Origin of the sequence: Paucibacter aquatile (assembly GCF_002885975.1) — a bacterium.
Classification (GTDB): domain Bacteria; phylum Pseudomonadota; class Gammaproteobacteria; order Burkholderiales; family Burkholderiaceae_C; genus Paucibacter_A; species Paucibacter_A aquatilis.
This window is the reverse complement of record NZ_POSP01000001.1, coordinates 428,821-454,225: the sequence shown is the minus strand read 5'-3', so window position 1 is coordinate 454,225 and position 25,405 is coordinate 428,821. Positions and strand designations below refer to the sequence as shown.

Annotated in this window: 23 protein-coding genes and 1 tRNA gene; 10 read left to right on the top strand and 14 right to left on the bottom strand. The window is 67.9% G+C overall.

Features of this window, described 5'->3' with window-relative positions; genetic code table 11:
• Positions 1–23 precede the first annotated feature (23 nt).
• The 7 genes from C1O66_RS02040 to bfr all read right to left on the bottom strand — a co-directional run bounded on the left by C1O66_RS02040 (position 24) and on the right by bfr (position 7,047).
• Positions 24–686, bottom strand: a complete 663-nt coding sequence (locus tag C1O66_RS02040; RefSeq protein WP_102766320.1) for an acyloxyacyl hydrolase — start codon at positions 684–686, stop codon at positions 24–26.
• Complete coding sequence (locus C1O66_RS02035) at positions 683–1,426, bottom strand: phosphatase PAP2 family protein (protein WP_102766319.1); 744 nt, start codon at positions 1,424–1,426, stop codon at positions 683–685. The genes C1O66_RS02040 and C1O66_RS02035 overlap by 4 nt, the downstream gene beginning before the upstream one ends.
• Positions 1,423–3,030, bottom strand: a complete 1,608-nt coding sequence (locus C1O66_RS02030) for an ArnT family glycosyltransferase (RefSeq protein ID WP_102766318.1) — start codon at positions 3,028–3,030, stop codon at positions 1,423–1,425. Before C1O66_RS02030 ends, C1O66_RS02035 begins: the two co-directional genes overlap by 4 nt.
• Complete coding sequence (locus tag C1O66_RS02025; RefSeq protein WP_102766317.1) at positions 3,027–4,142, bottom strand: glycosyltransferase family 2 protein; 1,116 nt, start codon at positions 4,140–4,142, stop codon at positions 3,027–3,029. Before C1O66_RS02025 ends, C1O66_RS02030 begins: the two co-directional genes overlap by 4 nt.
• Before the next feature lie 2 nt (positions 4,143–4,144).
• The gene (locus tag C1O66_RS02020) at positions 4,145–5,941 is read right to left on the bottom strand and encodes a phosphatase PAP2 family protein (protein ID WP_102766316.1); all 1,797 of its coding nucleotides are present in this window, start codon (positions 5,939–5,941) and stop codon (positions 4,145–4,147) included.
• A gap of 170 nt (positions 5,942–6,111) precedes the next feature.
• Positions 6,112–6,378 carry a (2Fe-2S)-binding protein gene (locus C1O66_RS02015; RefSeq protein ID WP_102766315.1) on the bottom strand — a complete coding sequence of 89 codons (267 nt, stop codon included), beginning with the start codon at positions 6,376–6,378 and terminating at the stop codon, positions 6,112–6,114.
• A gap of 201 nt (positions 6,379–6,579) precedes the next feature.
• Positions 6,580–7,047, bottom strand: coding sequence for a bacterioferritin (gene bfr, locus C1O66_RS02010; RefSeq protein ID WP_102766314.1), 468 nt, complete (start codon positions 7,045–7,047; stop codon positions 6,580–6,582).
• A gap of 224 nt (positions 7,048–7,271) precedes the next feature.
• On the opposite strand from bfr, the gene hemP reads away from it, so the two are divergent.
• The 9 genes from hemP to C1O66_RS01965 all read left to right on the top strand — a co-directional run bounded on the left by hemP (position 7,272) and on the right by C1O66_RS01965 (position 17,440).
• On the top strand, positions 7,272–7,562 hold the full coding sequence (gene hemP, locus C1O66_RS02005; RefSeq protein ID WP_102766313.1) for a hemin uptake protein HemP: 291 nt from the start codon (positions 7,272–7,274) through the stop codon (positions 7,560–7,562).
• Positions 7,563–7,728: 166 nt separating this feature from the next.
• Positions 7,729–9,999, top strand: a complete 2,271-nt coding sequence (locus C1O66_RS02000; RefSeq protein WP_102766312.1) for a TonB-dependent hemoglobin/transferrin/lactoferrin family receptor — start codon at positions 7,729–7,731, stop codon at positions 9,997–9,999.
• Between the two features lie 42 nt (positions 10,000–10,041).
• Positions 10,042–11,145 (top strand): hemin-degrading factor, encoded by a 1,104-nt coding sequence (locus C1O66_RS01995; protein ID WP_102766311.1) that lies wholly within the window; start codon positions 10,042–10,044, stop codon positions 11,143–11,145.
• Positions 11,142–12,044, top strand: a complete 903-nt coding sequence (locus C1O66_RS01990) for a heme/hemin ABC transporter substrate-binding protein (RefSeq protein WP_243392668.1) — start codon at positions 11,142–11,144, stop codon at positions 12,042–12,044. The genes C1O66_RS01995 and C1O66_RS01990 overlap by 4 nt, the downstream gene beginning before the upstream one ends.
• Positions 12,041–13,096: a FecCD family ABC transporter permease gene (locus C1O66_RS01985; RefSeq protein ID WP_102766310.1), complete on the top strand. Its 1,056-nt coding sequence runs from the start codon at positions 12,041–12,043 to the stop codon at positions 13,094–13,096. Before C1O66_RS01990 ends, C1O66_RS01985 begins: the two co-directional genes overlap by 4 nt.
• Positions 13,093–13,908, top strand: a complete 816-nt coding sequence (locus tag C1O66_RS01980) for an ATP-binding cassette domain-containing protein (RefSeq protein WP_102766309.1) — start codon at positions 13,093–13,095, stop codon at positions 13,906–13,908. The genes C1O66_RS01985 and C1O66_RS01980 overlap by 4 nt, the downstream gene beginning before the upstream one ends.
• A gap of 33 nt (positions 13,909–13,941) precedes the next feature.
• Positions 13,942–14,712: a TonB family protein gene (locus C1O66_RS01975; protein ID WP_165794422.1), complete on the top strand. Its 771-nt coding sequence runs from the start codon at positions 13,942–13,944 to the stop codon at positions 14,710–14,712.
• A gap of 74 nt (positions 14,713–14,786) precedes the next feature.
• On the top strand, positions 14,787–16,184 hold the full coding sequence (locus C1O66_RS01970; RefSeq protein WP_102766307.1) for a DUF2325 domain-containing protein: 1,398 nt from the start codon (positions 14,787–14,789) through the stop codon (positions 16,182–16,184).
• Positions 16,185–16,369: 185 nt separating this feature from the next.
• Positions 16,370–17,440 carry a choice-of-anchor A family protein gene (locus C1O66_RS01965; protein WP_133155086.1) on the top strand — a complete coding sequence of 357 codons (1,071 nt, stop codon included), beginning with the start codon at positions 16,370–16,372 and terminating at the stop codon, positions 17,438–17,440.
• Positions 17,441–17,858: 418 nt separating this feature from the next.
• On the opposite strand, the gene C1O66_RS24045 is transcribed toward C1O66_RS01965, so the two are convergent.
• The 3 genes from C1O66_RS24045 to secA form a co-directional block, all read right to left on the bottom strand.
• Positions 17,859–18,554 (bottom strand): PEP-CTERM sorting domain-containing protein, encoded by a 696-nt coding sequence (locus tag C1O66_RS24045; RefSeq protein WP_102766609.1) that lies wholly within the window; start codon positions 18,552–18,554, stop codon positions 17,859–17,861.
• Positions 18,555–18,607: 53 nt separating this feature from the next.
• Complete coding sequence (locus C1O66_RS01955) at positions 18,608–19,171, bottom strand: PEP-CTERM sorting domain-containing protein (RefSeq protein WP_108724336.1); 564 nt, start codon at positions 19,169–19,171, stop codon at positions 18,608–18,610.
• Positions 19,172–19,444: 273 nt separating this feature from the next.
• The gene (secA, locus tag C1O66_RS01950; protein WP_102766304.1) at positions 19,445–22,189 is read right to left on the bottom strand and encodes a preprotein translocase subunit SecA; all 2,745 of its coding nucleotides are present in this window, start codon (positions 22,187–22,189) and stop codon (positions 19,445–19,447) included.
• Between the two features lie 332 nt (positions 22,190–22,521).
• Here secA and C1O66_RS01945 point away from each other — a divergent pair, with 332 nt between their 5' ends.
• Positions 22,522–22,869, top strand: a complete 348-nt coding sequence (locus C1O66_RS01945) for a hypothetical protein (RefSeq protein ID WP_223696641.1) — start codon at positions 22,522–22,524, stop codon at positions 22,867–22,869.
• 107 nt (positions 22,870–22,976) lie between these two features.
• Here C1O66_RS01945 and C1O66_RS01940 read toward each other — a convergent pair.
• The 4 genes from C1O66_RS01940 to C1O66_RS01925 all read right to left on the bottom strand — a co-directional run bounded on the left by C1O66_RS01940 (position 22,977) and on the right by C1O66_RS01925 (position 25,391).
• Positions 22,977–23,052 (bottom strand) — tRNA-Thr (locus C1O66_RS01940).
• 86 nt (positions 23,053–23,138) lie between these two features.
• Positions 23,139–23,792: a ClpXP protease specificity-enhancing factor gene (locus C1O66_RS01935; protein WP_102766302.1), complete on the bottom strand. Its 654-nt coding sequence runs from the start codon at positions 23,790–23,792 to the stop codon at positions 23,139–23,141.
• A gap of 36 nt (positions 23,793–23,828) precedes the next feature.
• Positions 23,829–24,446 (bottom strand): glutathione S-transferase N-terminal domain-containing protein, encoded by a 618-nt coding sequence (locus C1O66_RS01930; protein ID WP_102766301.1) that lies wholly within the window; start codon positions 24,444–24,446, stop codon positions 23,829–23,831.
• Positions 24,447–24,608: 162 nt separating this feature from the next.
• Entirely contained in the window at positions 24,609–25,391 is a 783-nt protein-coding gene (locus C1O66_RS01925) for a cytochrome c1 (RefSeq protein WP_102766300.1), read from the bottom strand.
• Between the last annotated feature and the right edge of the window lie 14 nt (positions 25,392–25,405).

The following is a 25,405-nucleotide window of genomic DNA, read 5'->3' as shown; positions in this document are numbered from 1 at the left end:
GGATTGTGGCCCGCCCCGGCGACTCAAGGCATGGGGACTTCCACACTCAGGCCGATGAAGTCCACCGCCTGGTTGGGCTTGCGGATGTCGGCATTGCTGACGTGGCGGTAGTCCAGGCTCAGGCGCCAGCGCGCATCGGCGCTGCGCAGACCCAGGCCCATGACGTCGAAGAACTGGAAGTTCGTGCTCTTCTGGCGCGCGCCGATACGGCTGTGGCTGATCAGGCCGGCGCCGATGCCCAGTTCCAGGTCGAGGCGCAGACCCGCGGCCGGCGAGCCCAGTTCCCAGCGCAGGGCCGGGATGAAGGCGGCATCGAGCAAACGCCGCGGCTCCGCGGCTCCGCGCTCGGCCTGCCAAGCCCCCAGCTGCAGCCGCGGTGCCAGCTGCAGACTGAGTGCGCTTGAAGAAGCGCGCCAGGCCGTGCATTCGCCCAGGCGCCAGCCCAGGCTGGCGGCGCGCAACTCGCGGTCCTTGGCGGCCTCGAAACGCAGGCCGCTCGGGCCCTGCTTCGCGCACAAGGCCGAGTCAATCGGCGCACCCTGCCAAGCCAGCCAGGCCCAGCTCATCAGGCTGCCGCCCACGGCCATGGATTTGAGCGCGGCTCTTTCTTCTGCCTGAACCCAGCCATGAGCACTGCACAGCAGCAGGGCCACGCTGGCGGCCAGACCTTTCGAAACTCGTGTCATACCGTTCTCTTCTTCCAACTCTGAATCCAGGCCCGTGCCTGTGCCTGTGCCGGGCGCACGCGGCGCAGACCGCCCAACAGCCACAGCTGCCGGATCAACAGGGCCGAGCCCCAGACCAGCAGGCCGGCGAACAGCACATCGCTGAGGAAATGGCCACCCTGCAAGATCCGCCCCAGGCCGATCAGCAGCCCCAGGCCCAGCGCCGCCCGCCCCCACCAGCGCCGCCGCGCGGGCGCTGCGAACAAGGCCGGCGCCAGCAGGGCAAAGCCGGAGGCGGCATGGCCGCTGACAAAGGAATAGCGCTTGCGTTCAGGGTTCAAACCCGCCGGCGCCAGCGGCGGGCTGTAGGCCTCGCTGCCGCCAAACTCCAGCACCTGGACCGGCCGCGGCCGCGACCAGAATTGCTTGACCGGCCCGTGGACCAGGGCGCCCACCACCAGCACCAGCAGCAGCAAGCTGACCCACAGCCGCCGCCAGACCGGCCGCGACAAACGCCAACGGCCTGCCAGCAAGCGCAGCAACAGGTAAACGGCCAGCGCCCGAGTCAACCAGGGCACGGCCTCGTACATGGCCCGAACCCAGGCCTTGTCCGCGTGCACGAACTGGCCGGCATACAAGCTGCGGCTGAGGCTCAGGTCCAGCGTCGGCCAAGCGGCGAACAAGGCCAGGGCTGCGACCAGACAGATGAGGAAGGCGCGCATCTCACGATGGCGGGCGCGTGGGCTGGTCCAGACGCTCATGGCGCCTCCGTCCGCCAACGCAGCAGCACATAGCCCGGGCCGGGGCGGATGATGTCGTAGGCTGCAGCCGGCGGCGCGCTCTTCAACTCATCGGCGCGGGTGAAGACCCAGTCGCCGGGCCGTGGCTCGGGCAGGCCAGGCGTGGGCTGCTGTCGGTAAAACCCAAAGCTCGGGGTCTGGCTTCGCCAGAGCCAGATCTGGCCAGGCTGACTCGCGTCTCGCTGCGCGGCCGTCAAGGCCGCTGCCCGCACCGGCCCTTGCAAGACCTGACCCCACCAGGGCACGACCACGGCCACCAAAAAGCCACCCGCAAGAACCGCCGTGCCCAGCGCCGCCTTGGGCAGGCTCAGCCATGGCCAGAGCCAAAGGCCCAGCAACAGCGCCATCAAGACGGCCAGCAACGCGGGCGCAAAGCCAGGCAGGGCCGGCGCGGCGGCGATCAGTTCCGCATACAAACCGGTCTTGCCCGCCGTCAAGCGGCCCGTGGCCGCCGCCGCCATCAAGCCGCCCAGCAGGAGCACGAGGCCAGCAGCCGAAACCGCCAGTGCCAGGCGCCAGGCGCGGCTCAAGGGCGGCTTCAAGGACATCGCGCCCAGCAGCAGCCAGGGCGTCAGGCCGTACAGCACGTAGTGCGGCAGCTTGGTGCCCGAAAGCGAAAAGAACACCAGCACAAAGCCAGCCCAGCAGATCAGAAAGCTCGGCAAGGGCTGCTGCCAATGCCGGCGGATCTGCAGCAAGGCCGCAGCCAGCAGCGGCGTCCAGGGCAGGCTCAGCAAGGGAAGCATCAGCAGGTAGTACAGCGGCCCGCCGCCATGGCCCTCCAGCGGTGAGCTGAAACGCTGCAAGTTGTGCTGCAGCAAAAAGCCATCGATGAAGGCCCAGCCATGGCGTTGCAAGGCATAGGCATACCAGGGCGCCCAGGCGATGAAGAACAGGGCCAGTGCGCCGGGCTCGGCCAGGGTCCGCCACAGGCTGCGCGGCAAAGCCCGCAAGCCCTGCTGGCGCCACAGCCAAAGCAACAAGGTGGCGAAGGGAATCAAGACCGCCACCGGCCCCTTGGTCAGCACGCCCAGGCCCGCCCACAAGGCCGCACGGCGCAGCGCCCAGGGCCGGCCCGCCGAGGACTCCAGATGCCGCCACAAGTCCAGCAGGGTCAGCACCAAGAGCAGGTTGAGCAGCGCATCGGCCGTGGCCGCGCGGCCGATCAGGAGCACGCCCAGGCTGCTGCCCAGGGCCGTGGCGGCAAACATGGCGGTGGCGTCACCAAAGCGCGGCCGGGCAAAGCCGGCCAGGGCCAGCACCCAGCCCAGGCCGCACAGGGCCGAGGGCAGGCGCGCCGCGAACTCGTTGACACCGAACAAGGCCAGGCTGCCGGCCTGCAGCCAGTAGACGCCGATCGGCTTGTCAAAACGGTCGCGGCCGTTGAGCGTGGTGTGGAGCCAATCGCCGCTGGCCAGCATCTCGCGCGAGGCCTCGGCAAACGCACCTTCGTCCACATCGAAGAGCGGCGCCGCGCCCAGGCGCAGCAGGAACAGCGTCGCCATGACGAGCGCCCATCCGCCCCAGGCCAGCGGACTGAAGCGCTGAGGAGCGAGTGCCGTCATGGCGCGGCCTGGCTCCAGCCGCGCTCGGGCGTGGGGTCGGCGTCGGCGCTGTGCAGGGCACGCTGGTAAGGCCGCACCTGGCGACCCTCGAAGTACACCCGCATCAGGAGCTCGGCCAGCACACCGGTGGTCAGGAACTGCAAGCCGCCCAGCAGCGAGAAGAAGCCCAGCAGCAGCAAGGGCCGGCCGCCGATCGACTCACCCAGCAGCTTGAGCACGCCCAGATAACTGAGCAGGGCCATGCCCACCATCATCACGCCCAAGCCCAGCACGCCGAAGAAATGCCCCGGCCGGGTGCCGAAGCGCAGGAAGAAAAACACGGCCAGCAGATCGACCACCACCCGCAACGAGCGCGAGATGCCGTACTTGGACTGGCCGCGCAGGCGCGCGTGGTGCTGCACCGGCTCCTCGGCCATGCGCTCGGGCGCGGTCACCGTGGCCAGCCAGGCCGGGATGAAACGATGCATCTCCCCGTACAAGCGAACCTGCTTGAGCACCGGCGCACGGAAGGCCTTGAGACTGCAGCCCAGGTCCTGGAACTGCAGGCCGGTGATCTTGCGGATCAGGCGGTTGGCCAGCAACGAAGGAATCTTGCGCAGCCACAGGCCATCCTGCCGCTGCTGGCGCCAACCGGCCACCAGATCCAGGTCTTCGCGCAGCAGGCGCTCGACCAGGCGCGGGATGTCGCGTGGGTCGTTTTGCAAGTCACCGTCCATGGTGACGATGACATCGCCACGGGCCGCATCGATACCGGCCTGCATGGCCGCGGTCTGGCGGAAATTGCGTGCCAGGCGGATGACGCGGATATGCGGGCCGACGCGCCGGGCATGCTGGCTCAGCAGGGCGGCCGTGCCATCGCGGCTGCCATCGTCCACCACCAGCAGCTCCCAAGGGTAGCCATAGTCCGCCAGCGCGGCCTGCACCGCGTCGATCAAGGGCGCGGCGTTCTCGCGCTCGTTGTACATGGGCACGACCACGCTGAGGCGGTGCGCTGGCAGCGGCTCGAGCGCGTGGGCCGAATGACTGCCTGCAGCTGCGCCAACAGCATCAGCACCGGCAGCCGGCAGCGCACCCAGGGGCGGGTCGAGGACCAGGGAGGAAGAAGGATTCATCGTCATGCGACTCGCAAAGTGACCGCCGGCGCGCGGGCCGGGAAACCGTAGAACAAGAGCACCAGCAGGCCGGCCACGGTGCTGAGCAGCAAGGCCAGGCCGTGCACGGCCAGAGCGGCAGCCAGGACCAGCGGCAGCGCCATCTCGACGCCCAGCCAAGCGGCGACGCCGGCCACGCCCGCCTCATAACTGCCCAGGCCCGCGGTGGCTTGAATCGGCCACATGCCGCCCAGTTCGCCACCGATCGCCGCCAGCAAGCCCTGCAAGGGCGAGCCGCCCAGCAAGGCCATCAGCAAGCCGCCCAGCGCCGCCAGCTTGAGCCACCAGTTGGCGAGGCTGAGCAAGGCTATGGGGCGCTGAGCCCCCAGGGATGGCGCCTGGGCCAGGGCCGCGCGCAAGCGCGCCCACCGCCCCTGGGGCAAGGCTTGTGGCTGGGTCGAGGGCTGCAACCGGGCCAACACGCCACGCAGCAGCGCCGAGCCGGCCAGAAAGCACAGCGCGCTCATCAGCAAGGCCAGTCCCGCCCCCTGCCCCAAACACCAAGCCAGCACCGCCGCCAGGCTCAAGCTGCCCAAGACCAGCAGATCCTGCAGGCGCAGCCAGACCAGGCTGGCCAGGGCTTCCGAGGCCGTGGCGCCGTACTGGCGCTGAGCCAGCCAGAGGTAGCCCAGCTCACCGCTGCGCAAGGGAGCCCAGTTCAACGCCAGGGTGTGGAGCAAGAGCAAACGCAGGCTGGCGCCATAACTCAGCGATACCGCGGGCAGCTCGCTGCGTGCGCGCCGCGCGCGCCACTCCAGCTGCACCCGCCAGCCACGCAACCCCAAGCTCAGCAAAAGGGCCAGGCTCGCCAGCAACCAGTCGCCGGCTGCCACGCGCGCCAGGCTGGCCTGCCATTGCTGCAGATCGACCTGCGGCGCCGCCCAGGCCAGAAGCGCCAGCAGCAGCAAAAGGCCGAGCACCATGCGCAGCAGGGCGGCCGGTCGCGCCAGCTCACCATGGCGCCAGAGCTGCCAGGCGGCGGCCGCGATCAGCCCCAGGCCCATCAGCCATTGGCCGTTTTCCGCCAAAGGGTAGCCCCAGGGCATGAGGGCCAGCACGCAGCCGCTCAGCAAACCCACAGCAGCGCGCCAGCGCACACCCCGCGCGCCATGCATCCAACGCGGCGCATGCGGCACCGCATGCAGCGCCAGCAGACCCACCACCAAGCCCAGTGCCCACCCGGCCAGCACATCGCTGGCCCAATGCGCGCCGACGCCGACGCGCGCAAGGCCGACCGACACCGCTGCCCAGACCAGCAAGATCTGACCCCAGCGCGGCGGCCGGGCCAGCGCCCAAATCAGCAAGACCAAGGTCGCTGCGGTGGCCGAGTGTCCCGAGGGCATGGCGTTGAAAAAAAGCGGATCGCCGGTGACCCAAAGCTCGCCCGCGCCCAGCACCGAGGGCGGGCGCGGCGCGTTGATCGATTTCTTCAGCACCTGGGCCAGCACGCCGCCGACCAGCAAGGCAAACAAGCCGGTCGGCCACAGGCGCTCTGCCAGGGCTGGCTTTTGCACCGACACGAAACCCAGCGCCGCCCAGCCGAGACCGGCGACGCTCAGCAAGGACCAGAGCGTGGGCGAGAACTGCGCCAGCGTGGGCTGCAGCTGGGCCAGCCAGAGCGGCTCGCGGCCGGAGCCACGCAGAGCCAGGGCCAGCAGCGCCAGCAAGCCGGCCAGACACAGGACGGCGCCCTGCCTCGCTCGCGAGAGGAGCGCGTCAGGCAGGCGGCGCTCGCAGGCGTTGGGAATGGCAGGGCTCATGAGCTGGCCATGCTAGGCAGCCCATATGACGCGCACTTGTCAGTGATTCGACGGAATCAAGACAAACCGGCGACAGGCGCCTGCACGCCAGCCGGCTCAGGGAAAAAGGGAGGGAGAAAAGCGAATCAGCGCTGCAGCGGCCGCACGCACGCGAGCGTCAAATCAGCCCATCAGGGCAGCAGCAGCTCCGGGCGCACCGTCATGCGGCGCAGCGGCTGGCTGCCGGCGCTCATCTGCAAGGGCGCGCCGCCGCAACGGGCAGCGCAGGCGGGTTGGGCCACAGCTTCATCGAAGACCTCGCGGGCGCAGTCCAGGCAGCTGCCGCAAGCGGCGGCCACCCGGGTTTCGTCCTGCAGCACCTCGAAATTGCGCACGCCATCGGCCACCTGGCGGCGGATGTCGCGATCGGAAACACGGTGGCAGAGGCAGACGATCATGGCGCGGGGCGGCTGCCGGCACGGAGCCGACATGGCATGAAGAAGTGGGCAGAAAAGTGCCAGATGGCGTCGCCACTCTATCGCAAATGCGAACACTTCTCAATCATGTTCGCAAGCATCCCCCTGAAACTGAGGGCCTTGCCGCGCAAAGTACAAAGGCCGCCGCCCCTCCCGGGACGGCGGCCTGTGCTTCTGAAGCGATCAGGACAGCTGCGATTGCAGCCAGTTCTGCTCGCCCAGTTGGGCGACCAGACCGATCTGGGTTTCCAGATGGTCGATGTGCTCTTCGGTGTCTTCGAGGATGCTGACCAGCACCTCGCGCGAGACGTAGTCGCGGATGCTTTCGCAGTAGGCGATCGCCTCCTTCAGCAGCGGGTGCGAGCCGACCTCGATCTTCAGGTCGCAGTGCAGCACCTCGATCGCGTTCTCGCCGATGTAGAGCTTGCCCAGGTCTTGCAGATTGGGCAGGCCTTCCAGCATCAGGATGCGGTCGATCAGCTTGTCGGCGTGCTTCATCTCCTCGATGGACTCGTCGTGCTCATGCTTGGCCAGGCGCTCCAGGCCCCAGTTCTTGAGCATGCGGTAGTGCAGGAAATACTGGTTGATGGCGGTCAGCTCGTTCTTGAGCTGGGCATTCAGGTATTCGATGACCTTGGCATCACCCTTCATGGTGGCTTCCTTTCAACAAAGCATGCAAGTGGCGCGCAGGCCGAAGGCGCACGCGGACGGAGCATTGTGCGTGCAGCCGCTCCACGCTGAGGCAAGACCGCGCTCGTCCGGTCGAAACAGCTTGCATTCTCATCTCGGCACCCGACTGCGACGCGCACAGGACAGTCGCGGCTGCGCTCGAAAGAGATTGCAATTACGAATCGTTCTCATTTAAGATGAGAGCCATGTCATCCTCTTCCACCCGTCCCGCCAGCCTGCTGGCTGCCAGCCTGGCGCTGGAAACCGAAGCCCCGGGCGCGCTGTCGGCCACGCGGCCCACGCCCGCGGCCTCGCCCGTTTCGCCTGCATCGTCCGCATCGCTGGCAGCCCTGTCGTCGGCACGCCCCGGCGCTGCGCCGCGCCGCCTCAGCAGCGAAACCTTGCTGGCCGACCGCCGCGAGGTCGAGATCGAACATGCCGGCCAGATCTACCGGCTGCGCGTCACCTCGCTGGGCAAGCTGATCCTGACCAAGTAGCGCCGACGCCGCCCTCCACCGGCCCGCCTGACCACCCGAACGACTTCCTTTTTGCCGTTTCTTTTCCAGACACGTTCGCTTCTTTCATTTCTTTTTCGCACCAGCCAGCCTCGCCCCGCGCCAGCCCGCCCGTGCCAGTCCCTTTTCCAGACAAGGACTCACGACCATGCTGCGCACGCACGCTGCCGCCTCGATTGCCTCGCGCCCATTTTTCTCTGGCGCTGAAGTAAGCCATTACCCAAGCACGCTGCAACCCATCGCCCTTGCGGTGGCCCTGATGGCAACGCCAGGGCTCGGCTTGGCCCAGAGCGGCACGCCGAAGGCCGACCAGGCGGCGCAAACCGCCGCCGTGACGGCCCTGCCCGAGATCACCATCAGCGCCACCCGCACCGAGCGGGCCAGTGACAAGGTGCCCAACACCGTCACCGTGATCGACCGCGCCGCCCTGCTCAAGCGTGAGGCGCGCAACCTCAAGGACCTGCTTGACGACGAGGTCGATCTGGCTGTGCGCAGCGCCGCCACCCGCTTCAGCGCCGCTGGCAGCTCGCTCGGCCGCGCCGGCAACGAGGGCCTGAACATCCGCGGCCTGGAGGGCAACCAGGTGCTGATGATGGTGGACGGCATCCGCCTGCCCCAGGCCTTCAGCTTCGGCGCATTCGCCAGCGGCCGCGCCGACCAGGTGGACCTCGATGCGCTGAGCCGCGCCGAGGTGCTGCGCGGCCCGGCCTCGGCCCAGTTCGGCAGCGACGGCCTGGCCGGCGCCCTGAGCCTGAGCAGCCTCTCGCCCGAAGACCTGCTCAAGGACGGCAAGACTCAGGCCGGCCTGCTGCGCAGCAGCCTGGCCACGGTGGACCGTTCGCAGCGCCTCAGCGGCGCCTATGCATTCCAACAGGGCGAATGGCAGCACCTGCTGCAGCTGAGCCTGACGCGCGGCCATGAAACCCAAAACCGCGGCGAGCGTAAAGACCTCAACAGCCTGCGCACCGCGCCCAACCCGGCCGACATCCACAGCGAAAACCTGCTGGCCAAAACCGGCCTGCGCCTGAGCCCCAGCCAGCGCCTGCAAGCGACGCTGGAGTTGCGCCAACGCAAGCAAGAGACCGAAGTGCTGTCGGGCCGAGCCCCCGTGGTCAACGACAAGACGCCCACGGCCGTGATCGACCTCGACGCCCAAGACCGCCTGAACCGCCGCCGCGTCTCGCTGGAACACCGCTACGACGACCTGAACGGCGAATGGCTGCAATCCCTGTACAGCCAGATCTATGTGCAGCACAGCGAGACCCGCCAGCGCAGCGTGGAAGACCGCCACCAGTCGCCCGACCGTATCCGCGAAGGCTTCTACCGCGAGGAACTGATCGGCTTCAGCAGCCAGGCGCAGACCCAGCTCAGCGGCCAGCGCCTGAGCTACGGCATCGACCTCAGCCGCAACCGCATCAGCGGCCTGCGCGATGGCACCGTGCCGCCGGCCGGCGAGAGCTTCCCGAGCAAGCCCTTCCCCGACACCGATGCCAGCCAGATCGGCGCCTTTGTGCAAAGCGAGATCGAGACCGGCAGCTTGAGCCTGATTCCCGGCCTGCGCTACGAGCGCTACCGCCTCAGCCCCAAGAGCACGGGCTACAGCGGCGCCGTGGTCAGCCTCAGCGACCAGGCACTGACACCACGCCTGGGCCTGGTGTGGCGCGCCAGCGAAACGGTCCAGCCCTATGCCCAGTGGGCGCTGGGCTTTCGCGCACCCACGGCCGATCAGGTCAACAACGGCTTTGCCAACCCCGTGCATGGCTATGAAAGCATCGGCAACCCCGACCTGAAAGCCGAACGCGCACAAAGCCTGGAGCTGGGCCTGCGCGGCCGTGTGGCCGAGCAGCTGCGCTGGCAGCTCAGCACCTACCGCAACCGCTACCGCGACTTCATCAGCCAGCAGGTGGTGCGCGGCAGCGGCAAACCCAAAGACCCGCTGATCTTTCAGTCGATCAATCTGAACCAGGCGCGCATCCACGGCGTCGAGGCCCGGGTGTTCTGGCAGGCCCAGCCGGGCCTGGAGCTGAGCGCCGCCCTGGCCCGCAGCCGCGGCCACAGCGAGCAAAAAGGCGAGCGCAGCCCGCTCGACACCGTGCAGCCCGACCGCGCCCAGCTGGGCGCGCGCTGGGAGCGCGGCGACTGGAGCTGGAGCGCCAACTGGCAGCTGGCCGCCGCCAAGCGCGCCCAGGACAGCAGCGTCGCCAGCCAGTTCCTCACGCCCCGCTACCAGGTCCTGGACCTGGGCCTGGGCTGGCGTGTCCAGCCCGGCTGGCGCCTGCAGGCCCAGCTGAACAACGTGGGCAACAAGCGCTACTGGCGATGGGCCGATGTGCGCGGCCTGGCCGCCACCACCACCGAGCTGGACGCCTACACCGCGCCCGGCCGCCAGCTGCAGGTCTCACTGGCCGCCGAGTTCTGAGCCCGCGCCCTTTTCCACACCCAACACCCGGAGAGTTTCACCATGCAAGCCAGCTTCAGCCGCCTGCGCCAGGCCTTTGGCCACGCCCGCCTCAGCCCCTCCGCCGGCCAGCCTGCCCGCCACCGCGACATTGCCCACAAGCTGCAGATCAGCGAAGGCGAGCTGGTCGCCGCCCATCTCGGCGCCTTCACCGCCGAGGAATCCCCGCTGCGCGCCCAGCGCCTGCAGCCACTCTGGCCCGAGCTGATCGAAGCCTGCGAGGCCCTGGGCGAGCTGATGGCGCTGACCCGCAACGAATCCTGCGTGCACGAGAAAACCGGGCCCTACCGCGGCGCCAGCGCGCAAGGGGGCGTCGGCCTGGTGCTGGGCGGGGCCATCGATCTTCGCCTGTTCTACCGCGCCTGGGCCCATGGTTTTGCGCTCAGCGAGCGCCTGGCTGATGGCGCCGAGCAGCGCAGCCTGCAGTTCTTCGACGCCAGCGGTCAGGCCATCCACAAGATCTTCTTGCGCCCGGAGAGCAATCAAGCGGCCTACGAGGCCCTGGTGCAGCGCTTTGCGCACGTAGACCAGGCGCCCGGCATCCAGGTCGAAGCCGCATCCACCGAACCCGCGGAGAAGCCCGATGCCGAAATCGACCTGGCCGGTTTCCATGCCGCCTGGGCTTCGCTGCGCGACACCCATGACTTCTTCGCCCTGCTGCGCCGCTTCGGCCTCAGCCGCCCCCAAGCCCTGCGCCTGGCCGAGCCGCAGTTTGCCCAGGCCCTGCCCCTGGCCGCGGCCCAGGAACTGCTGAGCCGGGCGGCGCAGGAGGCCGTGCCCCTCATGGTGTTCACCGGCAATGCCGGCGCCATCCAGATCCACAGCGGCCCGATCCAGCGCGTGGCGGTGATGGGCCCATGGCTCAATGTGCTGGACCCCGGCTTCAATCTGCACCTGCGCGAAGACCACATCGCCCAGGCCTGGCTGGTGCGCAAGCCCACGGTGGACGGCCTGGTCTGCTCGCTCGAACTCTTCGACGCCCAGGGCCGCAACATCGCCATGATGTTTGGCGAGCGCAAGCCCGGCCAGGCCGAGCGCTGCGACTGGCGCACCCTGCTGGAAAGCCTGGCGGACCGTCAGGCCGCCGCTGCGGAGGCCTGCCCGTGAAGCGCCGCCAGTTCAGCGCCGGGGCAGGCCTGGGCCTGTTGATGGCCGCTGGGGCGACGCCTCTGTGCGCTGCGCCCAGCCCGCAGCGCCTGATCAGCATCGGCGGCGCGCTGACCGAGCTGGTCTATGCCCTGGGCGCGGAGGCCAGCCTGGTCGGCGTGGACAGCACCTCGCTCTACCCGCCGCAAGCCCAACGCCTGCCCAATGTCGGCTACGCACGCACACTGGCCACCGAGGGCCTGCTGGCCCTGCAAGCCCAGCTCATCATCGCCACCGAAGACGCCGGCCCGCCGGCCGTGCTGCGCCAGCTGGAGGCGGCCGGCGTGCCCTTGCAGATCCTGCGCGCCGAGCACCGCTTCGAAGGCCTGATCGCCCGCACCCGCCGACTCGGCGAGCTGCTGAACCGCCGCAGCGAAGCCACTGCCCTGTGCGAGCGCCTGGAACGTGACTGGCAGGCCAGCCTGCGCCAGGTGGCCCAGCGCAGCGCCGGCCCGCGCGGCAGCCGGCTGGCGCCGCGCGTGCTCTTCATCCTCTCGCACGGCATGGGCCAGGTGCGCATCGCCGGCCAGGATACGGCTGCCGATGCCATGCTCAGTTATGCCGGCGCACGCAATGCCTTGCAGGGCGTGAGCGGCTACAAGCCCTTGACGCCGGAAGCGGTGATCGCCGCTGCCCCTGAGCACATCCTCCTGACCGAGCAAGGCCTGGCTGCGGCCGGCGGCCTGGAGGCCTTGCTCAAGCTGCCCGGCCTGGCGCAGACCCCAGCCGGCCAGCAACGCCGCGTGCTTGCGCTGGATGCCCTGGAGCTGCTGGGCTTCGGCCCGCGCCTGCCCCAGGCTCTGGCCCGCTTGGCGCAAGGCCTCTACCCCGAGCCCGGCCGCGCTGGGGCCGGCGCATGAATCCCTCGCTGAGCACGGCCACCCCGTTGCGGCCGCAGCTGTCGGCCACCGGGCTGCTGGGCCTGGCCCTGCTGCTGGGCAGCGCCCTGGCCCTGCATCTGGGCGCGGTGCAGATCGCGCCGGGCGACTGGCTGCTCTGGCCGGGTGGCGAGGCGCCGCTGAGCGGCGGCGCCCATGTGCTTTGGCATCTGCGCCTGCCGCGTGTGGGTTTGAGCCTTGCGGTCGGCGCGGCCCTGGGCCTGGCCGGCTGCCTGAGCCAGGCTTTGTTTCGCAACCCCATGGCCGACCCCGGCCTGCTGGGCATCAGCGCCGGCGCGGCCGCCGCGGTGGCCCTGTGCCTGACCCTGTTCGCCGGCCTGCAGTTCCAGCTGCCGCCGGCCTGGCAGATCTGGCTGCTGCCGGTGGCGGGCTTTGCCGGGGCGCTGGGCGTGTGCTGGGCGCTGGAGCGCCTGGCGCGCTGGCTGGCGCCGGGCTCGGTGTCAGCCCTGCTGCTTTGCGGCCTGGCGGTGCAGGCCCTGGCCTTCGCCCTGGTGGGCTTGTGCAGCCATCTGGCCACCGATGAACAGCTGCGCGCGCTGAGCTTCTGGAGCCTGGGCTCGCTGGCCGGCGCCAATGGCTGGCTGCTGCTGCTGATGGGCGTGGCCCTGCTGGCCGTGGCGCTGCAGGCCCGGCGCTGGGCCCAGCCCTTGAATGCCCTGGCCCTGGGGCGCGAGCAGGCGGCCCATGTCGGCGTCGATGTGCAGGGCCTGCGGCGGCGCAGCGTGCTGGGCATTGCCCTGCTCTCGGCCCTGGCCGTGTCGGCCTGCGGCAGCATCGGCTTCATCGGCTTGATGGCGCCGCATCTGGCGCGCCAGCTGGTCGGGCCCGATCTGCGCCGCTTGATGCCCTGCGCCATGCTGAGCGGCGCCCTCTTGCTGCTGCTGGCCGACACCCTGGCCCGCACCCTGGCCGTGCCGGCCGAGATCCCGGTCGGCATCTTCAGCGCCCTGCTCGGTGCGCCCTGTTTCTTGTGGCTGCTGCGCCAGTCCCTGCGCCACGGAGCTGTCACATGAGCCGCCTGCTGCAAATGGACCAGCTGGGCCTGCGCCTGGGCTCGGGGCCCGGTGCGCCCGAGCTGGGCCCCTTCAGCCTGACCCTGCAGGCGGGCGAGCGCGTGGCCATCCTCGGCCCCAGCGGCGCTGGCAAATCCAGCCTGCTCCGACTGATGGCCGGCGAGTTGCGCCCGCAGCGCGGCCAGCTGCGCCTGGACGGCCGGCCGCTGCAGGACTGGCCGGCTGCGGCGCTGGCCCTGCGGCGCGCGGTGCTGCCGCAGCAGCATGGCGTGGCCTTTGGCCTGCCGGTGGAGCTGGTGGTGTCGCTGGGCCGGGTGGCGCAAGCCACGCGCGATGGCGACCCGCAACAGGCGCAGATCGTCGCCGCTGCGCTGCTGCAGGCCCAGGCCGGGCACCTGGCCGGCCGGCGCTTCGACAGCCTCTCGGGCGGCGAGCAGGCACGCGTGCAGATGGCGCGCGTGTTCGCCCAGGCCTGGGACTGCGAGGCCGGCCTGCTGCTGGTGGACGAGCCCCTGGCCGCCCTGGACCCGGGCCTGGCCCTGGAGCTGATGGAGCGCTGGCGCCGCTTTGCCGCCGCCCGCGGCCATGCCTTGGTGGCGGTGCTGCACGACCTGCACCTGGCGATGCAGAACTTCGAGCGCCTCTGGCTGCTGCAAGCCGGCCGCCTGCTGGCCGACTGCGGCGCCGTGCCCGCCGCCCTGCCCTTGCTGGAGCAGCTCTACGGCGTGCGCCTGCGTCTGCTGCGCGATGGCGAGGGCTCGGCCCTGGTGGCCAGCCTGGCGCCTGCGGCCGCGCCGCGGCGCGTGGCCTGAAGCTTCAACGGCCAGCGCCCGGAGCCCATGTCGATGCACAAGACACCTGCCCTCGCCACACCGCGCCGCCCGGTCGTGCTGGGCCTGGTGCTGACGGCCCATCTGAGCGGTGTGCTGGGCCTGGCCTGGGCCTTGCACGGGCGGCCGGCCAGCCCGCCTGCTGCACGGCCGATGACGGTTGCCGTGTCGCTGCTGCCGCAGAGGATTCCGCAGGCGAAGGATTCCGCTCCTGCGCCACGACCTGAGCGGGCGCCGAGGCCTTCCCTGGCTGCCGCCCCGAGCTTGCCCGTGTTGCAGGCGATGGCACAGGCACCCTCTGTCGTCAGTGCCCCTGTGACGCTCGAAGCCGAAGCCAGCAAGGCCCGTGCAGACCTGCCTCTGCTGGCCGCGGTGGCCCAGCAAACGGCAGCCAGCCCTGTCAGCGCCCGGCCCATGCCCGCACATCCGGTCGACATCGGCAGCCCGGCGCAGCTGCCGGCCGAGCATGGCGATTGCGCCGCGCGCCAGGCGGCCCGGCTCTACCCGGCGGCGCTGCGCGAACGCGGCATCGAGGGCCAGGTGCTGCTGCGCGTGCAGGTGGCCGAAGACGGCCGGGCGGCCGAGGTGCGCGTGCAACGCGGCAGCGGCTGGCGCCTGCTGGACCAGGCCGCGCAAGCCCTGGCCCTGGCCTGCCGCTATGTGCCGGCCCAGGCGCGCACGCAGGAGCAGCTGCAGGCACTGAGCAGCTGGGTGGAGGTGCCGGTGCGCTTTGCCTTGCAGCGCGGCAGCAGCGGCAACCCGACAAGCTCCGAGTCGCCGCACTGAGCGCAGCGGAAGTTCAGACCGTTTTCGCGTCCGCCCCTTTTGAGTTCACCCACCCCCTTGCTCCTTCCCTCGACTTGTCCCTCGCCTACATCGCCTACCTCGCCTACAAGGAGACCCGCATGTGTGACAGCCCCAATGTCTTCACCGCCCTGATCGAGGGCGAAGCCCAAACCGGCTCGGCCGCCCCCGCCCTGCTCGGTGGACTGGCCCGCAAGCCGGCGCTGCCGAAAGAACCCGCGGCGGCGGAGCACCGCCTGGGTTCGCGCCGACGCCGGCTCTGGGAGCTGCCCAGCCAGGCCTTGTGCCCGGTGATCGGCGTTTGCCTGCCCATGCCCTTGCTGCGGCGCCGCCTGGGGCGCCTGCCCGGCATCAACCCGCGCGCCAACGATTACGAGCTGCACTGCCTGGCCATCGACGCCTGCGGCCAGCGCAGCGATGTGGCCGAGCTGCTGCAGCGCGAGCTGGATCAGCGCTTCATCCGCACCCTGCGCCTGGCGGCGACCTGCAAGACCACCCTGGCCCTGGCCGCCTGGTGGGCCGCGGCCGCCCAGGGCCAGCCCCTGCGCGAGGGCGAGCCGCCGCTCGACGTCGCCGCCTGCTTTTGGGCCACCCTGACGCACGCGCGCTGCGAGCACAGCCTGCAGGAACAGGTGCTGCGCGACATCCACATGCTGCAGCACCAGGTGGGCGCGGCCAACCGCGCCGATCTGGGCCGGCTGGAAGCCCTGGCCGACGAGAACGCGGTGCTGGCCGCCGAGCTGGCGCGCGTGCAGCAGCGCAGCCAGCGGGTGCTGCAGGAGCGCGCCGCGGCGCAAGAACGCCAGGCTGCCGAGCTGGTGCAGCTGCGCGCCCAGCTGCTGGGCCGCGACAACTTGCTCGCCAGCCTGCGCGACGACATGCAGGCGCTCGAGGCCGCCGCGCCGGGCCTGCGCCACCGCCAGGAGCAGGCCGAGCAGATCCGTCATCAACTCAGCCGCATCCAGGATCTGGAACGCGCCCTGCTGCGCGCCCGCCAGGACGCCGCCCTGGCCGAGCAGCGCCAGCGTGAAAGCCAGGCTGAGCTGCAGCGCCTGCAGACGCTCGCGCCGGCCGAGCCGGTGGCGAACGCTGCACCCGAGCCCGCGTCATCGCCTGACCTGGGCGAACGCGCCGTGCTCTGCGTCGGCGGCCGGCCGAGCGTGGTGCCCATCTACCGCCAGCTGATCGAGGGCACGGGCGGCCGTTTTCTGCACCATGACGGCGGCGAAGAAGACGCCGTCGCCAAGCTCGACGCCAGCCTGGCCGCCGCCGACCTGGTGATCTGCCAGACCGGCTGCATCAGCCACGACGCCTACTGGCGGGTCAAGGACCACTGCAAACGCCACGGCAAGCGCTGCGTCTACGTCGAATCGCCCAGCGCCAGCAGCCTACGCCGAGCGCTGGGTGCGCTGGAGGCCGGCAGTTCCGCAGCTGCGGCCGACGACGCGACATGAGTTGTGACGGTCAGCCGGAGTGTCAAGTGCCGCACTTCCGTGCATAGCGCACAAACCAATGAAATACCACTTGAGTCCGGGGATACCCGCAGGCGGGAACGCTTCCTAGAATTTACTCAGCTCGAAAACACAGGCTTTTCGAGAGAGCGCAACCGAAACAAGGGAATCGAGTGAAGCAACTGACCATGAAGAAGACGACCCAGCTCAAGACTGGCCTCCAACTGGTTTCTGCAGCCCTGGCGCTGCTGGGTGCCGGCGCTGCGCACGCCGTGCCCACCATCGACTTCGGCGCTGCCAAGGGCTTCAGCGCCTTCATCCTTGGCAATGTCGAGCAAGCGAATGACATCGAGGGCCGCATGGCCGTCGGTGGCAATCTGACGGCCAACGGCCTGTCCATCAACTACCGCACTCCGTCCACGGTGACGGGCCCGGCCCTGGTGGTCGGCGGCGATGTGAAACTCCAGGGCGGCCGCATCTACAGCAATGCGCCGGCCGGCGTCGATTCCACCAAGGGTTCTCACCTGCCTTACTGGGACCAAAGCCTGAGCAAGTACGGCAACAGCTACGGCGTGTTCGGCGGCAGCAAGGCCGGCTCTTCCGCCTCGCTGGACCTGCGTCAGCAAAGCGGCCTGATCGACTTCAACGCCGCGGCCACCACCCTGCGCAACACCACCGCCCAGCTGGGCAGCCTCAGCGCCACCGGCAAGACGCAAATCAGCAGCTACACCGCCAACGGCAAGACCCAAATCAGCGGTATCAGCTTCGTCGGCACCGGCGCTGACTTTGAAGTCTTCAACGTCAACACCGCCACCTTCCGCAATCTGAGCCTGAGCGGCATCAAGGCCGGCGCCACCGTGGTGATCAACTACACCGGCAGCGATGCCGTGCTGTTTGCCGGCGGCCAACTGACCCAGAATGTGGCCATCGGCGGCCTGGACCCCTGGGGCAAGCCCGCCACCCAGCTGGACGCGCTGAACAGCAATGTGCTGTTCAACTTCAGCAAGGCCACCGATGTGACCGTGGGCAGCTTTGTCGGCGGCAGCATCCTGGCGCCCTACGCCCTGGTCTACGGCGGCGAGCAACGCACCGGCGGCGGCCACCTCGAAGGCCAGCTCATGGCCCTGGGCCTGAAGAGCAATCTGGAAATTGGCTACTCGCCCCTGGTCTCGGCCGTGCCGGAGCCGGGCAGCTACGCCATGCTGCTGGCCGGCCTGGGCGTGATCGGTTTCGTCGCCCGCCGCCGCCGCGTGCGCTGAAGCGACTGGCAGCTACGGCCCAGCACAAGAGCTCCTTCGGGAGCTCTTTTTCATGGGCGCTCGAAAATGACGCACTTGAACAGAGCCGCAGCCCACGATGAGGCTGTGAGCTGCAGCACAAAGCGAGACGGAGCAGCGAGGGCCGCCGAAGCTTCACACGCGTATGGGCTTGGCGAAGGCAGCGGACGCAAACACCGCAATTTGCAGGCCGAAGCGGCGGCTCAGACGAGCTCAGGCTTTTTGACCGAGCCGCCTGTGCAAGCGAGCTTCGGAGCCAGGAGCGCGTCGCCCCGGTAGTGCTCGCCGGTCAGCAGCTGGAGAACCAGAACGAAAAAAGGCCGGTCTGATCGACCGGCCTTTTTGGTTCTGTTGGGACCGATCAGCGCCGCACTTCGCAGCGCTCAGTCACTCAAAGCAATCAGGCTTGACGACGGCGGCGTGCGGTAAAGCCAATCACACCCAGACCGGCCATGATCATGGCCAGGCTGCCCGGCTCGGGCACGGCGCTGACGGTCAGCAGATCCTGGTAGTCGGCGTTGCTGAGCTTGGTGATGGTGTAAAGGTCGGGGCCGTTGTAGCTGGCGGCGGCTTGCAGATAGCCGTTGACGCTGGCGACAAAGGCGTTCTGCTCGGCCACGGTGGCGCCGCCCAGGCCTTGCACGAAGAAAGCACCCTGGCCGGCGGCCACATTGAGCGGGTTGCCCGCGGTTTCGTGGGTAATTTCCCAGACCGCGGTCTGGAAGGCGGCTTGCTGGCTGGCGTTCAGCGAGTTGCTGAAGCTGGTGGCAAACAGGCCTTGCAGCAGCTTGTTTTCACCGGCACTGAAGCTGCCTTCCGAGTAGGTCTGGAAGCCGCGGCGGGTGCTGGCGTAGTCCTGGGCCAGTTCGACGCAAAAGGCGTAGAAGCTGGCACCGGCGCGGTTCTCGAACTGCAGGGCCCCGGTGGCATAACCGAAGGATTCCAGCTGGCGGCCGGCGGTGTCGGTGTAGGAGGTGTCCAGCTCCAGCTCGCCGGAGTTGTTGACGAAGAGCAGGTCCACGCTGGCGGCCGATGCGGTGCCGGCGATCAGGGCCAAGGTGGCGGCGGTCAGGGTCTTCTTGAACAGGGTCGACATGGTCATTGACTTTCGATTCGGTGCATTCGGCAGATCGGTGAACGGCGGCGGGCTCAGGCCTTCTGGCGGCGGCGGCTGAGGCCGGCCATGGCGGCCAGAGCCACCAGGCTCAGGGCCAGGCTTTGTGGCTCGGGCACGTTGTTGCTGCCGGTCTTGAGCTGGCCGTTGAAAGCCGCGCCATGCTTGGCACCTTCCAGGTAGCCGTTGACATGCAGCTCCCACTGGCCGGCGCTCAGGCTCACAGGAGCCAGGGTCCACTCTTCGGCACCGTAGCCGGGCTTGGACCAGTCACGGCCCACGGTCTGGGTGAAGGACAGGCGGCTGGCCGGGTCGGCCTTGCCATTGCCATCGAGCTTGAGCAGGAACACCTCTTCCACGTCCACGGCCATATTGGCCTTGGTGAAGAGATTGCCGCTGACCAGGGTGTCGGCGCTCAGCAGCAAGCCGCTGAAGACGTTGGCGAAGTTCTGGCCGCTCTTGTTGCCAACGCTCGGGTTCGAGAATGCGCCATCGGCCCCCAGAGTCAGCTGAGTGACCGGGCCGGCTTGGACTTGCGAAGCCAGGCCCATCAGGGCGGTGGCCAGGGACATCACGACGACAGCTTGTTTTGTACGCATCTCTATCACCCTCCGGTTCGAAAGTTTCGTGGTCTGAACCGGTGAAACCAGTCCAATCGAAAACCACTTCAATCTAGGGGGAGATGCTAGGGGAAGCCCCCGATAACGTCGCCCCCCTGAGCAGGGGCTCGGCACGCGTGCTCGTGTGAAAAGCACGGGAAGTCAGGGCTTTTAGAGATGTAAACCTAGGGCCAGCAGGCCTGGCCCCCATGAAAAACGCCCCGACAGGCGGGGCGTCTTTGGGCTCGCAAGCGCGCCGCGGCGCGCGGGCGATCAGCTCAGCTTGCCGTGGCAGGCCTTGAACTTCTTGCCGCTGCCGCAGGGGCAGGGGTCGTTGCGGCCGACATGGCCGTACTTGGACACATCGAAGCCATCGGCCGGGTCCTGCGAGACCGAGCCATCCTCGTTGGGATGGGTGTAGGTGACGTTGCTGACCTGGTCGGCGCGCGCTTCCATGGCTTGGGCGGCGCGGTCGGCCTCTTCCTGCGACTGGATGCGCACATTGAGCAGGGTGCGGGTGACTTCCATCTTCACCACGTCCAGCAGCTGCGAGAACAGCTCGAAGGCTTCGCGCTTGTACTCCTGCTTGGGGTTCTTCTGGGCATAGCCGCGCAGATGGATGCCCTGGCGCAGATAGTCCAGCGAGGCCAGATGCTCGCGCCAGTGTTGGTCAATGCTTTGCAGCAGCACCATGCGCATGAAAGGCGTCAGCTGCTCGATGCCGACGCGGGCGATCTTGTCGTTGAAAGAGGCATCGCCGGCCTTGACCACGGCTTCGACGATTTCTTCGTCGGTGATGGCGTCGCTCTTCTCGACCAGGGCCTTGAGCGGCACCTCCAGCTGCCACTCGTCGCGCAGCACGCGCTCCAGGCTGGCCAGATCCCACTGCTCTTCCAGGCTCTCGGCCGGGACGAAGGTGCGCACCACATCGGTCAGGCTGCTGGCGCGCAGATTGGTGATCTGCTCGACCAGGCTATCGGCTTCGAGGATGTCGTTGCGCTGCTGGTAGATGACCTTGCGCTGGTCGTTCGAGACGTCGTCGTACTCGAGCAGTTGCTTGCGAATGTCGAAGTTGCGGCCTTCGACCTTGCGCTGCGCGCTTTCGATCGAGCGGGTGACGATGCCGGCCTCGATGGCCTCGCCCTCGGGCATCTTCAGGCGGTCCATGATGGCGCGCACGCGGTCGCCCGCGAAGATGCGCATCAGCTGGTCGTCCAGCGACAGGTAGAAGCGCGAGCTGCCCGGGTCGCCCTGACGGCCCGAACGGCCACGCAGTTGGTTGTCGATGCGGCGGCTTTCGTGACGCTCGGTGGCGATGATGCGCAGGCCGCCTTGGGCCTTGACGGCCTCATGCAAGCCAGCCCACTCGCTCTTGAGCTTGGCGATGCGCTCGGCCTTGACCGAATCGGGCAGCGAGGCGTCGGCCTCGATGACCTTGACCTGGTTTTCGACATTGCCGCCCAGCACGATGTCGGTGCCGCGACCGGCCATATTGGTGGCGATGGTGATCACGCCGGGGCGGCCGGCCTGGGCCACGATCTCGGCTTCCTTGGCATGCTGCTTGGCGTTCAGCACCTGATGCGGCAGCTTTTCCTTGTTCAGCAGAGCCGAGATCAGCTCGGAGTTCTCGATCGAGGTGGTGCCCACCAGCACGGGCTGGCCACGCTCGTGGCAGTCGCGGATGTCGCGCACCACGGCTTCGAACTTTTCCTTGTTGGTCTTGTAGACCAGGTCCAGCTCGTCGCGACGCTGGGTCGGGCGGTTGGGCGGGATCACCACGGTTTCCAGGCCGTAGATTTCCTGGAACTCGTAGGCTTCGGTGTCGGCCGTGCCGGTCATGCCGCCCAGCTTGCCGTACATGCGGAAGTAGTTCTGGAAGGTGATCGAGGCCAGGGTCTGGTTCTCGCTCTGCACCGCCACGCCTTCCTTGGCCTCCACGGCCTGGTGCAGGCCATCGCTCCAGCGGCGGCCGGTCATCAGGCGACCGGTGAACTCGTCGACGATGGTGACTTCACCGTTCTGCACCACGTAATGCTGGTCGCGGTGGTAGATGTGGTGGGCACGCAGCGCTGCATACAGATGATGCATCAGCGAGATATTGGCCGCGTCGTAAAGGCTGGCGCCCTCGGGCAGGAGGCCGGCTTCGGCGAGCAGGCGCTCGGCGTTGTCGTGGCCGTCTTCGGTCAGGTAGATCTGGTGCGACTTCTCGTCGACGGTGAAGTCACCCGGCTCGATCACGCCCTCGCCGGTGCGCGGGTCCAGTTCGCCAATCTGCTTCTTCAGGCGCGGTGCCACCTGGTTGATGGCCAGGTACACATCGGTCTGGTCGTCGGCCTGGCCCGAGATGATCAGCGGGGTGCGCGCTTCGTCGATCAGGATGGAGTCCACCTCGTCGACGATGGCGTAGGCCAGCGGGCGCTGCACGCGGTCGGCCACGTCGTGGACCATGTTGTCGCGCAGGTAGTCGAAGCCGTACTCGTTGTTGGTGCCGTAGGTCACATCGGCGGCGTAGGCGGCCTGCTTCTGCTCGCGCGGCATATTGGGCAGGTTGATGCCCACGCTCAAGCCGAGGAAGTTGTAGAGCTGGGCCATCCACTCGGCGTCACGCTTGGCCAGGTAGTCGTTGACCGTCACCAGATGCACGCCCTTGCCGGTCAGTGCATTCAGGTAGACCGGCAGCGTGCCCATCAGGGTCTTGCCTTCACCGGTGCGCATTTCAGCGACCTTGCCGGCATGCAGCACCATGCCGCCGATCAGCTGCACATCGAAGTGGCGCATCTTGAGCGCGCGCTTGCTGCCTTCGCGCACAACGGCAAAGGCCTCGGGCAGCAGGGCATCGAGCGATTCGCCCTGGGCCACGCGTGCCTTGAACTCGGCGGTCTTGGCCCGCAGAGCTTCGTCATCGAGGGCTTCGAACTTGGGTTCCAGCGCATTGATCTGCTGGACGACGCGGCGATAGCCCTTGAGCAAGCGCTCATTGCGGCTACCGAAAATCTGGGTGAGAAGCTTGGGCAACATGCAGCGTGATGGTTTGTTCGGTCGTGGAACGGGAGCCCGCCGGGGCAAGCTCCTGGTGACGGCTGTCGCTGCCGGCGTGCATCGTGAAATTCGCGCCGCGAGACTGGGCCTTCTGTGTGAGACGGGTCTTCTTGTGTTGTTTCTGAATGCGCCCGGTCCATATGGGGCGTGCTGCCGCACTTGCAAGCGCGGCCCTACGCAAAATCCACGGTGCTCCAGGCGCAAAAGCCCGTCAGTTTAGCATTCGCCATTTGACAAACCTGGGGCTGCGCCCCCCGGGCAAGCCCCGGCTTGCGGGGGCGTCACCCGGCACTGCGCCTTACACTGCCGCCATGCGCGCACCGTTCCGAATCCGCCCCCCCGGCAGCCCCAGCCCATGCGCGGTGCCCGACCCGCTGCCGATCTCGCAGGCCCTGGCCGGCCATGACGCCCTGGCCCGCCTCGGGCGTTTGCTGCATGAGTCGAAACGCCGCATGGCCGTGGTCGCCCCCGCCCTGCCTGGCGCGCTGAGCCGCTTCATCAAACCCGGCCCGGTGGACGAAGAAGGCTGGAGCCTGATCGCTGCCAACGCCGCCGTGGCCGCCAAGCTGCGCCAGCTGCAACCACGGCTGGAAGAATTGCTGGCCGAGCAAGGCATTCAGCCGCACAAGGTGCGCATCAAGGTCGAGCAGCAGGGCTGAGGCCCGAGACGCCGCTTCGGCGCCGAGCCGGTTCCAACCAGCCACGGACGGCAGGGACGAAAAAAAACGAGCCTTCTCTCGAAGACTCGTTTTTTCGTTTGTGCGTCTGGTGCCGGCTATCGGATTCGAACTGATGACCTACCGCTTACAAGGCGGTTGCTCTACCAACTGAGCTAAGCCGGCACTAGCCCTTCAGTATAGCCGGAGTTTTGACGCCCCAAGCCCGAAGGATTCAAGAACGTGAAGTCAGACCCGATCGGTCTTGTCCTTCACTTGATCCGCTTGAGTGCGGGACGACCGGCACCCGGCCCCGGGCCGTCAGGCTCCGAGCCATCGCCCGGTGCCGCATCGGCGGCCGGAGCAGGCGAGGCCGGCACCGAAGTCAGCGCCGGGGCTGCAGCGGCAGGTTCAGGCGCCGCGGCAGGCGATTCAAGCGGCGATTCGGTCGCAGGTGACTCGTCCGTCGCCTCGGGAGCAGCCGAAGGCACAGAAGCCAGGCGCAAGCCACGCGCGGGCTTCGGCGCCTCCGCGACCGACGGAGACGCAGCCACAGCACCGGCAGCGGGCGCCGTGGTGTCGGCAAGCTCAGGCGCAGGAAAGGCCATGCCCTGCCCGTTCTCACGGGCGTAAATGGCCACCACATGATCGACCGGAACCATGATCTCGCGTGCGGTGCCGCCGAAGCGGGCCTTGAACTGGATGAACTCGTTGCCGAGGTCCAGACCGCTGGTGGCGTCAAAGCCAACGTTGAGCACGATCTCGTTGTTGCTGACGTACTCCATTGGCACCTGCACGAGGCGGTCGACATGGACCGCGATGTAGGGCGTGAAGCCGTTGTCAGTGCACCAGTCGTGCAGGGCGCGAATCAGGTAGGGACGGGTCGAGCTGCTGCCCGGTCCGCCCTTGTCGGGGCTTTGATCCATGTCGAACTCTTGTGCTCGCTACGCTGCGGTCGGCGCTTACTTGCGCATCACCTTTTCAGAAGGCGTCAGCGCTTCGATGTAGGCCGGGCGCGAGAAGATGCGCTCGGCGTACTTCAGCAGCGGCAGGGCATTCTTCGACATGTCGATGCCGTAGTAGTCCAGGCGCCACAGCAGCGGTGCGATGGCCACGTCGAGCATCGAGAAATCGTCGCCCAGCATGTATTTGTTCTTCAGGAAGATCGGGGCGAGCTGAGTCAGGCGGTCGCGGATTTGCGCGCGGGCCTTTTCCAGCTGCTTGTCGGTCGCCTTGACGGCCTGGCCGCGGCCTTCCAGCACGTTCACGTGAGCGAACAGTTCCTTCTCGAAATTCAGCAGGAACAGGCGCACGCGGGCACGGGCGACCGGGTCACCGGGCATCAGCTGCGGGTGCGGGAAGCGCTCGTCGATGTACTCGTTGATGATGTGCGATTCGTACAGGATCAGGTCACGTTCGACCAGGATGGGCACTTCGTTGTACGGGTTCATCAAGGCGATGTCTTCGGGCTTGGCGAACAAGTCCACATCACGGATCTCGAAGTCCATGCCCTTTTCGAACAGCACGAAGCGGCAGCGATGCGAGTAGGGGCAGGTGGTTCCAGAATAAAGCACCATCATGGCGGCAGGCTCCGAGAGGTCAGGTGAAAAGGCTGCGGGTCACATCGGGTCTTGCAGTGAGCCGCACAAAAGACAAACGCAGCGGGCGCTCCGGACGAGCCACCCACTGCGTGTTGGACCCGGCCGCCGCTCTCGCAGCCGCCAGGACCGGGACGGAAGACGTTACTTCACGTCTTTCCAGTACGAGGCATTCAGGCGCCATGCGAACACCGTGAACACCGACAGGAACAAGAGCACCAAAACACCCAGGCGGAAGCGCTGGGCCTGGGCCGGCTCGCCCATCCATTGGAGATAGGCGACCAAATCGCCCACGGCGCTGTCGTACGCGCGAGCGTCCAGGGTACCGGGGGTCAGTTGCTCGAAGCCCTTGAAGACATGGACTGTCTTGCTGGCGTCATGCGGATCGGCTTCTTCAGCGAACTTGGCGCCGCGTTGGCCTTGCAGTTCCCACAGCACATGCGGCATGGCCACGCTGGGGAAGGCCAGGTTGTTCCAGCCCGTGGCCTTGGTGTCGTCGCGGTAGTAAGTGCGCAGATAGGTGTACAGATAATCTGCACCCGAACCCTTGGAGCCATCAGCACGCGAACGTGCGATCACGGTCAGATCCGGCGGCGTCGCGCCGAACCAGTCCTTGGCTTGCTTGGGGTCCAGCGACACCTTCATGGTCTCGCCCACCTTGTCGCCCGCAAACAGCAGATTGCTCTTGATCTGCGCTTCGGTCAGGCCAAGGTCACGCAGACGGTTGTAGCGATTGAAGGCTGCAGCGTGGCAGTTCAGGCAGTAGTTGACGAACAGCTTGGCACCGTTTTGCAGCGCCGCCATGTCGGTCATCTTTTCCTTGGGGAACTTGTCCCACTCGATGCCGCCGCCGGCAGCATGGGCGCCGGAGACCAGCCCCATACCCAAAGACAGGGCGGTCAGCAGCGTAGCGATGAGTTTCTTCATTCTTTGGACTCCGG